Source organism: Microcoleus sp. S13_C5 (assembly GCF_036700845.1).
Taxonomy (GTDB): domain Bacteria; phylum Cyanobacteriota; class Cyanobacteriia; order Cyanobacteriales; family Microcoleaceae; genus Microcoleus.
Genome location: NZ_JAUBPR010000042.1, coordinates 17,196 through 32,166, shown reverse-complemented (window position 1 = coordinate 32,166; position 14,971 = coordinate 17,196). Strand labels below are relative to the sequence as shown.

The window sequence follows — 14,971 nt, the reverse complement described above, 5'->3', positions numbered from 1 at the left end:
TCAACAGTCAACAGTCAACTACTTAATCTTATTCACATAGCCCCACAAACTGTAATCGCGACTCAGCCAACCCCGGAAAAAAGCCATCTGAGTTGGATCTTCTTGCACCCGTTTGTAGCGGTAAATAATTCGTTCGTTAATCATTTGCAGCGCGGTATTTCTATTATTTGCGCCTTTCAGCGCTTCCTTGGTGCGCGGGTCAAAAACTCCTGTTTGCGGCAATCCTAATGCTTGCTGAAGAAAGGTAATTGAGTTATTAATACCGAAATTAACGGCGGTGTCAAACATGACGATCGCCAAAGTCGGCTGCATGGTGCCGGAGAGGCTCGAATCCCAGTAATATTTATAAATTTCTAGGAGCTCGGCTTCCGACATCTGCGTCACGTCTAGGGGCGGAAGCCCACGACTGTAACGGTAGGCGTTGTATTCCGTTTGCAAGACGCCCCGATAAGTTCTGCCGCCCTTATCGGCAGGGTGATTGCTGAATCCGCCCTCAAAATATAGGGTGAAATAAAGAGCAGTTTGAAATAATTTCTGCGTAAAGCTGGCTGTCTGCTGCTGTTGTGCGAAAGTCTTTTGGGCAAAGGGTAAGGGGATTGCTAAGGTTAACAAGAGTATCCCCAGCAGGAGGTTTGGTTTCCACTTGATGTTATGTTGGCGCTGTGTCGCTTGCTTGTCGCTCATAAATTCTCTGTGACGATCGCCCGTAGTTCCGCTAAAACTGCTACTCTGCAAAATAATATAGATTCAACCTTTAACTTGATAGCACAGATAGGCCGCAAAATGAATTCCGATTTTCGCAACCAATCCGAAACACCCGAATTAGAAGATGCAGCATCCCTGACAGTCGCTGCAGAAACCTATTACTCTCAAGGCAATTTACCAGCAGCCGTCGCTGCTTGTCGCCGAGCTCTGGAATTGCAACCGGATTGGGCGGCGGCTTACGTGACAATGGGCAATGTGCAGCAAGCAAGCGGTCAAATTGAGGAAGCGATGCGGTTTTATTCCGAGGCGATCGCTCTGAATCCCGATTTTGCTGAGGCTTATGCTAATTTGGGCAGTATGCTCTACAAACAAGGGCATTTGGTGGAGGCGGTTGTCAATTACGAAAAGGCGATCGAACTTAAACCAAATTTGGCTGCTGCTTACTGGAATTTGGCAGGGGCACTGAAGCAGCAGGGGCAGCAGGATGCAGCGGTAGCATACGAGCAAAAAGCTCTCGAACTCAATCCCCACCTTGCTCAGGTAGATTTTCACTTAAATTTAGGAGATAAATTAGCGCGGCAAGGGAAGTTAGATGAGGCGGTGGCTGCATGGCAGCAGGCGATCGCATTCAAACCCGATTTAGCAGAAGCATACTGTCAAATTGGCCGAGTTTTGCGCCACCAGGGTCAATTTAAAGACGCAATACCCAACCTTCAAAAAGCCCTAGAAATTAAACCGGATTTTATTTCTGCCCACCAACATTTGTGCGGCATCCTCAGAGATACTAGCAATTTAGCTGCAGCGCGGCAAGCCGTGCACCAATACAGCCAAATGTGTGCCGAAACTGATCCAATTATGACCGCGATTTATTTCATCAGCACATATCAAGTGTCGGGATTAAATCAAATTGCGGGCGATCGATTTTTAGAGCTAGAGTCGTACTTGCAGCACAACTTAGAAACCGCTAGCCCGGTGGAAATTAAATCGCTTTATGCAAATTTGTTATTCAGCACGCCCTATTTGCGAGATGACTTGGCTGCTAACTCAAAACTTTACAGATTAATTGCCCAAAAGTATATCGACCAATGTATTAAACCTAATTTTTCTCAACCCGCAAATTACAGTTTCAAACCAACTGCCCCATCCAGCAAGTTAAAAATCGGCTTTTTGTCCAATCACTTTAGTCGCCATTCTGTAGGTTGGTGCAGCGCTGACATCATTCGCGAATTGTCCGACATCACACCGAATGTTTATTTGTACGCTTCCGAAAGAATTATTCCTGACGATCGCACTCAGCAATTTGAAAGTTTGGGCAAACTGACTTTTCCGACAACCTACCCGAACGGACTTGCCAATTCCGCAGAAATAATCGACCAAATTCAGCAAGATGAATTGGATGTTTTAGTTGATTTAGATTCTCTCAGCGTACCAGTTCATGCTGACATTCTCTACCAAAAACCCGCACCAGTTTGTGTTTCTTGGCTGGGATTTGACGCCCCTTACATATCGCCCGAAAATTACTTTCTTACAGATTGGCACTCGCACCCGGCAGGGCGGGAAAAATATTATGACGAGCAGCTAATTAGGATGCCTGATTCCTTTGTAGCGGTGTCTGGTTTTCAGAGGTATGGAGTTGATCCAGTTGCATTGAGAAGGTCGAATCGGATCGGTTTGGATCAGATAGTTTACCTGTGCGTCGCTCCCGGTCGAAAATTCAATCACGAGTTGGTAAAATCACAAATTGCGATTCTCAAGCAAGTGCCCAACAGTATTTTAATTCACAAAGCTTTAGGCGATGCGGCAGTGTTTGAGGCTGCATATCACCAAGCTTGCGAAGCTGAGAAAGTGAGCAAGCACCGAATTAAGTTTTTGCCAAGGTTTGCTACTGAGGAAGAACACAGAACTATCTATTTGCTGGCCGATGTGTTGTTAGATTCTTATCCTTACAACGGAGGAACTCACACTTTAGAAGCGTTGTGGTTTAATTTGCCAGTGGTGACTCGCACAGGAGAGCAATTTTTATCGAGAATGGGTTATTCGTTTTTGCAGACTTTGGGAATTGAAACTGGTGTGGCTTTATCTTGGTCGGAATATGTGGAAGTGGGTGTAAAATTGGGTAAAGAACGTGAATTGAGAAATGCAATTAAAGCAGAGTTGGTGAAATCTAAATATCCCGCCAATTTGTCGCCGCTTTGGAATCCGAAAAAATATGCTGGTGATATGTATGCGGTGTTTGAAAAATTATGTAAAATAGGATAAATGCTGACTAATTACTAATGACTGATAACTGATGACTAATGAGTTCAACACTACCAACTATTAAGTTTTTAAAACAGCCGACTTCGGAAGCTTGGATAGAACAGGCGATCGCCCATTTGGATACAATCTTATTAGACCATTCTCACTGCGAGCGGAAAGCGGCGGGAGTAGCGTTAAATTTAATGTTTCGCTACCCAGCCCGGGAAAAATTGGTGAGGATGCTAACGGCGATCGCCCGCGAAGAATTAGAGCATTTCGAGCAAGTCAACCAACGGTTAGAACAGCGCAACATCGCTTTAGGTCCTTTGGCCGCACCTCCCTACGGTGCCGGTTTGTCCGCCCAAATTCGCAAGCAGGAACCGGAGAGACTTTTGGATTCTTTGTTGGTTTCTGGTTTGATAGAAGCGCGCAGTCACGAACGGTTGGGGCTGCTGGGCGATCGCTGTCCCGACGCGGAATTAGCTAAGTTTTACCGCAGTTTGATGGCTTCGGAGGCGCGCCATTACGGTGTATATTGGATTTTGGCAACAACTTATTTCGATCGGGATATTGTGATGCAGAGGTTGGAGGAATTATCCTTAGTTGAGAGCGAGTTACTGGCAATTGTTCATCCTGAACCGAGAATTCACAGTTAAAATCTAGGTGCATTTAAATACTGTAAAATACAAAAAACAACTAATTTTACAGTTGCTCAAGTCAAAAATAAATATACGTTGCAACCACCAATGAAAACCCAACATCTGGATTTTTTAATTCGTTCCTGGGAAACGCGCGATCGCGCTGAGGCGTTCTATTTAATTAGGGATGTTTTAGCAGAGTACGGTTTAAAATGCGAACCTCACGGGGCTGATCGAGATGTCTATGATGTAGAACTACATTATCATAATCAAGGCGGTGAATTTTGGGTAGTTGAACGGCAGGATAAAATAGTGGGTACAGCCGCTTACTATCCAATTGAGCGCGGAAATAATGCTGTGGAAATTCGTAAAATGTATATTTTGCCAGCAGCAAGAGGACAAGGTTTGGGGAAATTTTTACTGCAAGAATTGGAAAGTAAAATTATCGCTCGCGGCTTTGAGGAAATTTGGATAGAAACTGCGAGCATTCTCAAAGAAGCTGTGAAAATGTACGAAAATAGCGGATATCTACCGACAACGGGTGTGGAGACGCCCAGGTGCGATCGGGTTTACGTAAAGTCTCTAGGTATAAAAAAAATATAATTACTCAAAATTACACGCTAAGTTTAATTTATTTTTTGCCGCAGAGGAATCTCGATCGCAAATTCGGAACCTTCTCCCAATACAGAATTGCAAGAAAGTTTGCCGCCGTGTTTTTCTACTATAATAGAGTGCGAAATCGCCAATCCTAAGCCAGTTCCTTTGCCAATGGGTTTAGTAGTGAAAAACGGGTCAAACAAGCGCTTTTGCACATCTTCGCTCATCCCGGGGCCGCTGTCAGCTATCCATATGGCAACGCTGTTATTGTCGGTTACTTGGGTGCGAATCGTAATTGCGAGATTTTTGGCGGCGCGATCGGATTTCTTCATCTCCATTTCCAATGCGTCTAGCGCATTGCTCAACAAATTCATAAATACTTGATTTAACTGACCGGGATAACATTCAACTAAAGGCAAATTACCGTATTCTTTAATCACATTAATTGTTGGGTGATCGGTTTTATGTTTCAGGCGGTTTTGCAAAATCAGCAGCGTGCTTTCAATGCCTTCGTGAATGTCAACTTGTTTCTTTTCGGCTTCGTCAAGTCTTGAAAAAGTCCGCAGACTCAAAACTATGTCGCGGATGCGATTGGCTCCGACTTTCATAGATGCTAAAATTTTAGGTAAATCTTCAATAAGATAATCAATTTCAAAGTCTTCCCTTGCATCTACAATTCTTGCGCTAGGCTGCGGGTATTCTTTCTGGTAAAGTCGCAGCATTTTTAGCAAGTTTTGAGTGTATTCGCTGGTGTAGCTGAGATTACCGTAGATAAAATTAACCGGGTTGTTAATTTCGTGGGCGACACCTGCTACTAACTGACCCAAACTCGACATTTTTTCACTTTGAATTAATTGAGTTTGGGTGCGTTGGAGTTCGTGTAAAGTTTGTTCTAGCTGTTGAGTTTGAGCTTGAGCTAATCGGGCCGCTGTGCGGGTTTGGGTGTAGAGTTCGGCGTGGTCGATCGCGATCGCAATTTGAGCAACCACCGCTTGCATCAGTTCGACTTCCGAGTCGCTCCAATTTCGCATGGACATAGCCTGATAGCAGGTAATCACCCCAATATCGCCGGAAGCAGTATGAATTGGCAGCGACAGCACTGAGTTAAAATTTGAAGCCTGGAAAACTTCGCGCAATTCTACATCTTCAAAAGTGCTGACATCATCAATTCGTAGAATTTCTCGTCGCAAAATCTGTCTCACAGCAAAACAAGATTTGTCGTCTATAGGATAAGTGCCGAGAATACTCGGCAAATCTGCATTCTTGGCTTCAAAAGTTACGTCCCAAACCGGAGGATTGCTGTTGGGGCGATACCAAGTGAAAATGCACCAATCTAGGTGCATCAAATTGCGAATTTCTTGAACGGCGGTTTCTACAATTGTATCTAAATCTAAAGAATTGCGGATTTGGTTGGCAATTTGATTGAGCAGTAATTCTCGCTGAGCTTGCTGTCTGAGCGCTTGTTCCGATCGCACTAAAGTTTCTTCTGCAAGTTTGCGATCGGTTAAATCTTGGATAACTGCTTGGATAATTTTTTCATTTCCCACCTCAATGACTGTCAGCACCACTTCTGCGGGAAAATCAGTACCGTCTAAGCGCTGATGAACCCAATCAAAACGGTGCTTTCCCCGCTCAAAGGCGATCGCGATCATTTCCTCAGCCAAGTTCAAAGAATCTCTGCCGTTGGGTTGGAAAGGAGGCGACAGTTTGCCTGGGTTTTGGCCGTACAACTGTTGCGCGGTAGTGCAGCCAAATAGTTTTAGGGTGGCTGTGTTGGCATCGCAGATGTGATTGTCACATAACATAAAAACAGGCAAACTGGTTAATTCGTAGAGCGATCGAAATTTGGCTTCCGACTGCTGCAATGCGGCTTCTGTTTTCTTACGATCGGTAATGTCGGCAACCATTGCCAAAGCGCCCACATAGCGTCCCTGTTTGTCTGACAAGGGATTAGTAGAAAGTATCGCCCAGAAGTCGCTGCCGTCTCGGCGAAGGAACTTAAAATCGTGCTGTTCGCGAATTCCTTGATTGCGGCGGTTGAGATTGGCTTGTGCGAGTGCGATGCCTTCTGCATCCATGAAACCAAATAGGGGCTGTCCGATCATTTCTTCGGGAGTGCAGCCAAGCATATCGGCCATTTTTCGGTTGACAAAAGTAGTTTTACCGTCCGTATCTATCATCCAAATCCCTTCGTCTGCTGTCTCGACAATACACCTGTATTTTTCCTCACTTTCTCTGAGCGCTTCTTCTGCTAATTGGCGAGCAGTAATGTTTTGAGTCATTAGCAATCCGCCGATGATTTCTTCCCGTTCGTTTCTGACTGGCAAAGCATAACCTAGGTAAACGCGATCGCTGTAAATAAATTCTGTAACAACTGTTTCTCCTGCCAGTGCCGCCCGATAATTTGGCTCGACAGCAGCGCAAAAATCTGGCTCGAATACTTCCGAGATTGTCTTGCCTTCCATCAACTCTTTGGAAAGCCCCACTGCCGCTAATTCTGTACCTTCTACCAGCGTGTAGCGCATTTCTCGATCGAACAGCATCACCGCGCCGTTAGGAAAGTTGCTTGCCATAGTGCGGTAAAGCTGTTCGCTTTTTTGCAGTGCTGCTTCTGCTTGTTTGCGATCGCTAATGTCAACTACGACTGCACCGATGCCGAGAGCCTCCCCATCTTTGTCGAGCAGGGGAAAATAAGAGCCTGTCAAGTGTCGAACCAACCCCGGCTTTCTTGGATTGTCACCACTCATCTCGATGTTAATTAGGGGTTGTTTCGTTCTCAAAATTTGTTCGTACAAAGGCTCTATTATTGGAGCGATATTTGGCCATATTTCGCGTACAGTTTTGCCGATATGATCTGCTGGACTCAGGCAATTTATTTCTGCTAAAAATTGATTAATTTGCAGGTACCGCAATTGCGAGTCCAAAATGCAAAGTCCCGCCGGTGCCTCGTTCAAAAAGGCATCAAATAGTGATTGCCTCTCTATTAATTCTTGTTCTAAAGCTTTGCAAACGCTGAGATCTGTTAAAGAACCCATCATCCCCACAACTTCTCCCATTTTGTCTTTCAATAGCGAGAGCATCAGGTGCGAGGAAAATTTTTCTCCTGATTTACGGCGTGTGATAACTTCAATTTCATGCTCGCCTTTTTCTTGTAGGGGTTTTATGACTTGATCTAATAAAAATTCGTGCTGTTCCGGCGGGTAAATTAAAGAAATGTGCTGTCCGATAGCCTCAGTTGCTTGATAGCCGTATAAATTTTGACAGGCTTGATTCCAAATGGTGATCGAGCCGTCCATATCTGTAGAAATCACCGCTTCGTGAATTTGGTCGATAATTTGACTTTGGAAACGCAATTTTTCTTGAGTCTGTTCCAGTTCAGCGATTTTTTCTTCGAGTAGCTTCTGAGTTTTTTCCAGTTCGGCGGTCTGCTTGGCCAGCAATTTTTCTAGATGTGAATTGCTGTGCGGCGGCGCTGATTCCAGGGGAGCGCTATTTTCAGGCCCAGGACTAAAAATTTCTTCAGCGCTCAGCCAAATCGCGCACTCTCCCTCTGTTTCAATAGCTCGCTCGGAAACTCGCACGGGTACGAGATGGTTGTTTTTATGTTTGTATGCTGCTTCGCACGGGCCCATGCAGCTATTTTTTGCTTGACTTTCTAGATATTTTTTTCTGCCAGCGCACTGCGTTTGCTGAATTTCCCAGTAGTTGAGGTGAAGAGTTTCTGCAACTGTGCGGCCGATAATACTTGCAAAAGCTGGATTTACGTCGATAAAAGTCCCGTCCGTCCGGCACAATGCCAGCCCGATCGGGCACAGTTCTAACAATGGGCGGTTGCAGCGAGCGCGCTTGGCTTTTCCTAACTGGCTGTGCATCTGACCTAGCGGGACTTGGGTGATTTAATTATATCTTTTTATCTTGTTTATTGTTGTGAGTTTCATCCTTGATTAAGGAAGACAGAAGAAGGAAGAAGGAAGACTTCCTTCTTCCGTCAATTAATCGCGGGCGATACCTTCGGATCGGGCGGCCAACTGCACTGCACCGGCGACAGCAATGGCAACTCTTTCGTCAAAAACAGACGGTATAATGTGCTCTTTGTCAAGCTGGGAAGGACTGACTAAAGAGGCGATTGCATAAGCTGCCTCTAAATACATAGTGGGCGTAATCGTGGTTGCTTTGCAGTCCAAAGCACCTCGAAATATCCCCGGAAATGCCAAAACATTGTTAATTTGATTCGGGTAGTCGCTGCGTCCGGTTGCTATGATCGCCGCATCTTCCATAATTAATTCTGGCTGAATTTCGGGAATGGGATTTGCCATTGCAAAAACAATGGGATTCTCGGCCATCGAACGCACCATCGAGCGGGTGACTACGCCGGGGGCGCTGACTCCTAAAAATACATCGGCACCGGCGATCGCATCTTCCAGAGTACCGCTCGAAGGCACGGCAAATTCTAGTTTTTCTGGGTTCATATCCGTGCGGTCTTCGGAGAGGACGCCTTTGGAGTCGCACATGATGATGTTTTGTGCACCTGCTTTACGCAGCAACCGGGCGATCGCGACTCCGGCGGCACCGGCTCCGTTAATCACGATACACACTTCTGCGATGGTTTTTTTGACTATTTTCAAGGCATTAATTAATGCGGCCAAACTGACAATCGCAGTGCCGTGCTGGTCGTCGTGAAAAATCGGAATATCTAAGGTTTCCCGCAATCTTGCTTCGATTTCAAAGCAGCGGGGAGAAGAAATATCTTCGAGGTTAACGCCGCCAAAAACCGGGGCGATATTCTGCACTGTGCGAATAATTTCGTCGGTATCTTGGGTGTTCAAACAGATAGGAAAGGCGTCAATACCTGCAAATTCTTTAAATAGCATGGCTTTGCCTTCCATGACTGGCAGTGCGGCGGCAGGGCCGAGGTTTCCCAATCCCAAAACTGCGCTACCGTCGGTAACAATGGCAACAGTATTTTGTTTAATTGTGAGGTTATAAACTTGTTGCGGGTCATTGGCGATCGCCGTGCAGATGCGGCCGACTCCAGGGGTGTATGCCATTGCCAAATCTGACTGGCGTTTGAGGGAAATTTTGCTAACTACGCTGATTTTTCCGCCGCGGTGCAAGTTGAAAGTGCGATCGTACACGTCGATCACTCTGATATCTGGCAGTCCTTTCACTGCTTGCACTATTTCTTCATTGTGCTCGATGCTGGAGGCATCGACGGTGATATCGCGAACGGTAGTAGCGCGGGTTTGCTCGATCAAGTCGATTTGGCCGAAGTTGCCGCCGACAGATGCGATCGCGCTGGTGACTCTTGCCAGCATTCCCGGCTGGTTCGGCAGAGCAACCCGAATTGTTAAACTAAAGCTGGGATTTGGTGTCAGTTTTACCATGATGCCTTGATTTCAGATTTGAGAATTTCAATCTTAGATTTTATCGCCAATGTTAGGCATAAAATTTAATAATTCAAATTTTTAACTGAAAATTTTAACAAATTCTATGAGCCTGTGGTACGCTCACTCTGCACTGCCAGGGGTGTGGCTGGAAAAGTGATCTTTTTTTGAGTAAAGCTTTGCTCTGTTTCTAGCTGGTGACTCTCCCACAAACAGCCTATTTTCTGTCAATTTCCCAGCGAACCGCGAATATGAAGCGCGGGGGTAGAAACCAGGTTTCTGAGGTCAATCGATTGCGCGATTTTAGATTTTAGATTTTAGATTTTAGATTTTAGATTTTAGAATAGAAGCAATGACCCCACGGATTAATTGGGGGGGCAAGTTTCATCGGATACAGGTTTTTTATTTCTGGACGGATGAATCCGGGGGCTTGTATCCTGGATGCTTTCGGTCAAGCTGCGGAACTATTATCTATTTTTGAGAATATTTCTGCTTATTGTGAACATTAGCAGATATTTCGCAAAAATCTATTTTCCAGCGATACCGCCTAATTTCTGCTGCTGTCTTTTGAAACGAGACACCCAGGAGAGTTGATGCGGCTTTTTGGTGGCCTTTATTGGGAATGTAAAAAGTAGATGCACGGCTGTTTGAGCCGGCAGGTAAAAATCTGAGCGACTGACAAGCGGGCCTTTGATATATATTTTGTCTGCTTGTTTAACAGTTGCCAAGGATTGCGAGTGCAACCTTGCGAACGATCGAATTACCTACACGCTTTGCCCGATAATTCCAGGGACTGTAACTAACAGACAATCTATCCCGCGCCACCACGGGCACAGGTTCAGCCGAACCGTGTTGAGTTGCTGGTTGCTAACTGTCAATTTTACCGATCGGCCGCAGCATCGGCCCATATAATTGTAAAGAATTTGCAAGCCAGACAATCTGGGGGAACTTTTTCTAAGTCTTGCATATCTACCAGTTGCTCTGCTTCGCTGCCGGGGGGAACTATGCACAGGGCAACTTGTCCGACTCCAGCCATGAGTTCGGCAACTCGCTCCAAAATACTGTCCATTTTTTTCATTAGTTGCTCTGCTGCATCGAGACTCGGCGCGATAATGAAAAAGGTTTTGACTCCATCAGGACAGGGGGCGAAGCCCAGGGTACAGTCTCGTAATAGTGCTTCGGTAGAGAGACTGAAACCGTTGTAGAAGCGATCGATTACTGCTTGATAAAAGGCTTGGGTCAGAGAGCGATCGCCAAAAATAGGTTGAGATAACATAACTACTTCCTTTCGTAGGATTTTTGGGTGCATTGAAAAAAGTTTAACATACCTTAATGTAAGGGATTTAACAAAATGATCTAGCGATCGAGATCATGGACTTGATGTGACATTTTTTAATTTGTGTAGCGATCGCAACTGTGATAAAATGTACTCTGTGCTATCACTGCCAGTGATTTTGATCCGATCAGCAGCTCAAAGCTAAGTACAAAATTTCCTAGTAGGTGGGGAGAGGGGGAGAGGGGGAGAGGGAGAGGGGGAGAGGGTAATTACCTAAGTAGTAAGAGTATTATTGGCAAAAACTGCTTAATCTAGAGTTTAAAATAAACATCCAATCAAAATATTCAAGATGAACTCGATCGCCCAACAGTTAAAAGCAAAATTTGAAAAAGCATTCACCGCTGCATTCGGCGAAAGTTATGCAGGTGCAGATCCGATGCTAGCCGCCGCCACCAATCCCAACTTTGGGGACTTTCAGTGCAACGCGGCGATGAGTTTGGGGAAAAAGTTAGGAAAGCCCCCACGGGCGATCGCCTCGACAATCATCGAAAACCTAGATATTACCGACATCTGCGAAACCCCAGAAATCGCCGGGCCCGGTTTTATTAATTTGAAGCTGAAACCGGCTTATTTGGAAGCGCAAATTAGTGCGATCGCCGGCGACTCGCGTTTGGGGATTGAACCGGCGAAAACGCCTCAGACAATCGCGATCGACTTTTCGAGTCCGAATATAGCCAAAGAAATGCACGTCGGACACTTGCGATCGACAATCATCGGAGATGCGATCGCCCGCATCCTCGAATTTCAAGGCCACGACGTACTCAGAATCAACCACATCGGCGACTGGGGCACCCAATTCGGAATGCTGATCGCATACTTGCGCGAAGTTCACCCCGAAGCCCTCACAACTGCTGACGCCCTAGACTTAGGAGATTTAGTCGCATTTTACCGCCAAGCAAAACAGCGCTTTGACACAGACGAAACCTTCAAAGAAACCGCCCGCCAAGAAGTAGTAAAACTGCAAGCAGGCGCCGAAGACACCCGCCGCGCTTGGAAATTGCTGTGCGATCAATCGCGCCGCGAATTCCAAGTAATCTACGACTTGCTCGATATCAAATTAACCGAACGCGGCGAATCGTTTTATAATCCTCTATTGCCCGGAGTAGTCGAAGATTTAACCAACTTAGGTTTGCTAGTAGAAAGTGACGGCGCGAAATGCGTTTTTGTAGACGGTTTCACCAACAAAGAAGGCGAACCACTGCCGCTAATTGTGCAGAAAACCGACGGCGGCTACAATTACGCCACAACAGATTTAGCAGCAGTGCGCTACCGCATCCAAAAAGACAATGCAAAGCGCATAATTTATGTCACCGATTCGGGACAAGCAAACCATTTTGCCCAAGTATTTGCAGTTGCGAGAAAAGCCGGTTGGATTCCTGATGATGTCGAAATTGTCCACATTCCCTTCGGTTTGGTATTGGGAGAAGACGGCAAAAAACTCAAAACTCGTTCTGGGGAAACAGTGCGGTTGCAGGATTTGTTAGATGAGGCGATCTTCCGCGCCACCAAAGATTTGGAAGAGAGATTGGAAGATGAGAAAAGACACGAAACTGAAGAGTTTATAGCTAACGTAGGTCGAGTAATTGGTTTGAGTGCGGTTAAGTATGCCGATTTAAGTCAAAACCGGGCGAGCAATTACACTTTTAGTTACGATAAGATGCTGGATTTGAAAGGAAATACAGCACCTTATATGCTCTATGTTTGCGCGCGCGTGCACGGAATTAGCCGCAAAGGTGAGATTGATTTCGAGAATTTAGATGCTAGTGCGAAAGTAATTTTGCAGTCGGATGCGGAGTTAGTTTTAGCCAAGCATTTATTGCAATTTAGTGAAGTGATAAATGCTGTTGAGGGTGATTTGTTGCCGAATCGGATTTGTCAGTATTTGTTTGAATTGAGTCAAAAATATAATCAATTTTACGAACAGTGTCAGGTGTTGAAATCTGAGGAACCGTTGCGGACTTCGCGGTTAATTTTGTGCGATTTGACCGCGAGGACTTTGAAGTTAGGTTTGGAGTTGTTGGGGATTAAGGTATTGGAAAGAATGTAAATTTTTAACTCTTGTGAAACAGGCAACATTCGAGGCGATGTAGGGGCGGGTTCGCTAACAATAATTGCCTGAAACCAACCATCTCGAAAACCCGCCCCGGCCTGATTACTAGAAAAAACGTTCATAATCATCGTGGTTTCCAATCCAAAACCATGTCACGGTATCTCCTTGTAAAATCCCCACTGCTCGATAGCCGCGCGTGATTCTCGCAGACCAGATATTTTCTTCCTGGTTGATGCACTTGAAGTGCAAAGATCGATGAAAGGGATTTTCCAGCCAGAAACGATAAGCTTTTCTAGCTTGCTCTTTTACTCTACTGTCAAGAGAATTGTATTTTTCCCAAAAGGAAGGAAGGGTGGCAGATTTCATAACTCATTAAGTTTCATTTCCTGTGCCTTTCCTTCAGCAATTTCTTGTTTTGCGCGTTGGGCAGCAGCCACAAGTTGCGGTTGCGTTTTCTTGAAAGATTCGTCCCATTGAAGCTCATCTTTTAAGTCTGCGATATACTCTTTCAAGTATTCTGCTACTTGCTGCTGTAAAGTTTCTGGGAGAGACTGCATCATCTCGATCGCTGCATCAATTTCTTCCCACAGTTCAGAAACCGGTACAGTCTCTCCTGTCATTGCTTCGTGCCATCCTTGAGGAAAACAGTCTTCTGCTGACTTCAGCGGTTCCTCATCCGCCAGAACAATAAGGCGAACTCGGCGATCGGCAAATTTGGCTGATTGGGCGAGAATTTCTTCCCACGTTCCCTCTAGTTCTAGTAGTTGTTTTGTCATTTTTTTCATGGAATTGTGACTAAGTTTATTTTAGCGTGTGAAGAAGTGCGATCGCCCCTTCCTGCGTCAAATGTCAGGCTAATGGAAGTATTTTTTGATTTGGCCACAGAGAGGATGTTATACTTATAGCTGTAAGATATTAAAATTAATACTAGATAGCCCTAATGCCTGAAAACATTAAGCCGATTCAAAAGATTCTGTTTGGTAGCCCAGGGACTGGAAAAAGCTACCAGATTCGGGAAATTGCTAGAGATAAATTAGGAATTCCATTGGATGACACTACTCACACTGTCAAGACAGTGTTTCATCCAGAGTACACTTATGCTGATTTTATGGGGAAATTGTTGCCCCTCACCCAAGGCAACTCAGTTATTTATAAATTTTATCCAGGGCATTTTATTCGCATTTTGGGAATGGCATACCAAGGTTTAATTGATGGCAGTAAAGACCATTACTTGCTCGTAATTGATGAATTAAATCGAGGAAATGCTGCCGCTATTTTTGGTACTGTATTTCAGTTGCTCGATCGGGAAAGTGATGGCTGGTCGAGTTATGAAGTCGATATTTCTGAAATGGAGTTAGTGGGCTTACTGGAAGCAATGAATCAGGAGCCAAGCATTGACACTAATGGAGTAATTTATGTCAAAGATGGAACAGGTAAAAAACCGTATAAAGATTTTTTTGAAAACAAAGAGATCGAAGTATTGCTATGGTCGGATGACCACAAAGTATGTAGCCTTCTACAGCAACGTCGAATTAATATTCCACCTAACTTGTCTATTCTCGCGACAATTAACACTTCGGATGAATCAATTTACTACCTTGACAGTGCCTTTAAGCGGCGGTGGGACTGGGAATATGTTCAGGCTCCAGTAAGAGACACATCTGTTCCAGAAAAATTGCGTGATGTGAAGTTAATAATTGAGGGTGAGGAAAAAGGAGCCTGGTCACAGTATATTGTGGGAATTAATGTATTGATTAAATCAAATCATCAGGTGATTCGGCGGATTGAAGATAAACAAATTGGTTGGTGGTTCATAAAACCAGAAGACAATCAAGTCGATCTTGAGCAAGTAAAAGATAAATTAATGTTTTATCTTTGGGATAGTGTATTTGCGAGAGATAAACGACCGATAGAGGAGTTTTTATCGAATTCAGATAATGCGGTAAAATTAACAGCATATTCAGACTTTCTAGATTTGATGCCAGAATTTATGAGGAAAGTAGGTGAGCTGGGTAAAAAATAG

At 44.8% G+C, this 14,971-nt stretch carries 11 protein-coding genes; 5 read left to right on the top strand and 6 right to left on the bottom strand.

From position 1 onward, the window contains the following. Positions 1 to 18: 18 nt before the first annotated feature. Entirely contained in the window at positions 19 to 684 is a 666-nt protein-coding gene (locus QUA04_RS13650; protein WP_333257886.1) for a glycosyl hydrolase 108 family protein, read from the bottom strand. Positions 685 to 783: 99 nt separating this feature from the next. Here QUA04_RS13650 and QUA04_RS13645 point away from each other — a divergent pair, with 99 nt between their 5' ends. The 3 genes from QUA04_RS13645 (at position 784) to QUA04_RS13635 (ending at position 4,184) form a co-directional block, all read left to right on the top strand. Beyond that, a complete protein-coding gene (locus QUA04_RS13645) occupies positions 784 to 2,964 on the top strand; it encodes a tetratricopeptide repeat protein (protein ID WP_333257885.1) in 2,181 nt (726 codons plus the stop codon). A 38-nt stretch (positions 2,965 to 3,002) separates the two neighbouring features. Continuing rightward, entirely contained in the window at positions 3,003 to 3,599 is a 597-nt protein-coding gene (locus QUA04_RS13640) for a tRNA isopentenyl-2-thiomethyl-A-37 hydroxylase MiaE (RefSeq protein WP_333257883.1), read from the top strand. Between the two features lie 90 nt (positions 3,600 to 3,689). Further along, positions 3,690 to 4,184 carry a GNAT family N-acetyltransferase gene (locus tag QUA04_RS13635; RefSeq protein ID WP_333257881.1) on the top strand — a complete coding sequence of 165 codons (495 nt, stop codon included), beginning with the start codon at positions 3,690 to 3,692 and terminating at the stop codon, positions 4,182 to 4,184. A 23-nt stretch (positions 4,185 to 4,207) separates the two neighbouring features. Here the strand turns inward: QUA04_RS13635 and QUA04_RS13630 are convergent, their stop codons facing one another. The 3 genes from QUA04_RS13630 to QUA04_RS13620 form a co-directional block, all read right to left on the bottom strand. Beyond that, positions 4,208 to 8,050, bottom strand: a complete 3,843-nt coding sequence (locus tag QUA04_RS13630) for a PAS domain S-box protein (protein WP_333257880.1) — start codon at positions 8,048 to 8,050, stop codon at positions 4,208 to 4,210. 120 nt (positions 8,051 to 8,170) lie between these two features. Next, complete coding sequence (locus QUA04_RS13625) at positions 8,171 to 9,562, bottom strand: malic enzyme-like NAD(P)-binding protein (protein ID WP_333257878.1); 1,392 nt, start codon at positions 9,560 to 9,562, stop codon at positions 8,171 to 8,173. Positions 9,563 to 10,442: 880 nt separating this feature from the next. Continuing rightward, positions 10,443 to 10,838, bottom strand: coding sequence for a hypothetical protein (locus QUA04_RS13620; RefSeq protein WP_333257876.1), 396 nt, complete (start codon positions 10,836 to 10,838; stop codon positions 10,443 to 10,445). Positions 10,839 to 11,187: 349 nt separating this feature from the next. Between QUA04_RS13620 and argS the strand changes: the two genes are divergently transcribed. Next, positions 11,188 to 12,945, top strand: coding sequence for an arginine--tRNA ligase (gene argS, locus QUA04_RS13615; RefSeq protein WP_333257875.1), 1,758 nt, complete (start codon positions 11,188 to 11,190; stop codon positions 12,943 to 12,945). A 108-nt stretch (positions 12,946 to 13,053) separates the two neighbouring features. On the opposite strand, the gene QUA04_RS13610 is transcribed toward argS, so the two are convergent. Then, positions 13,054 to 13,314 carry a ParE family toxin-like protein gene (locus QUA04_RS13610; RefSeq protein ID WP_172190774.1) on the bottom strand — a complete coding sequence of 87 codons (261 nt, stop codon included), beginning with the start codon at positions 13,312 to 13,314 and terminating at the stop codon, positions 13,054 to 13,056. After that, positions 13,311 to 13,724 (bottom strand): hypothetical protein, encoded by a 414-nt coding sequence (locus QUA04_RS13605; protein ID WP_333257873.1) that lies wholly within the window; start codon positions 13,722 to 13,724, stop codon positions 13,311 to 13,313. Before QUA04_RS13605 ends, QUA04_RS13610 begins: the two co-directional genes overlap by 4 nt. 164 nt (positions 13,725 to 13,888) lie before the next feature. On the opposite strand from QUA04_RS13605, the gene QUA04_RS13600 reads away from it, so the two are divergent. Next, a complete protein-coding gene (locus tag QUA04_RS13600) occupies positions 13,889 to 14,971 on the top strand; it encodes a restriction endonuclease (protein WP_333257871.1) in 1,083 nt (360 codons plus the stop codon).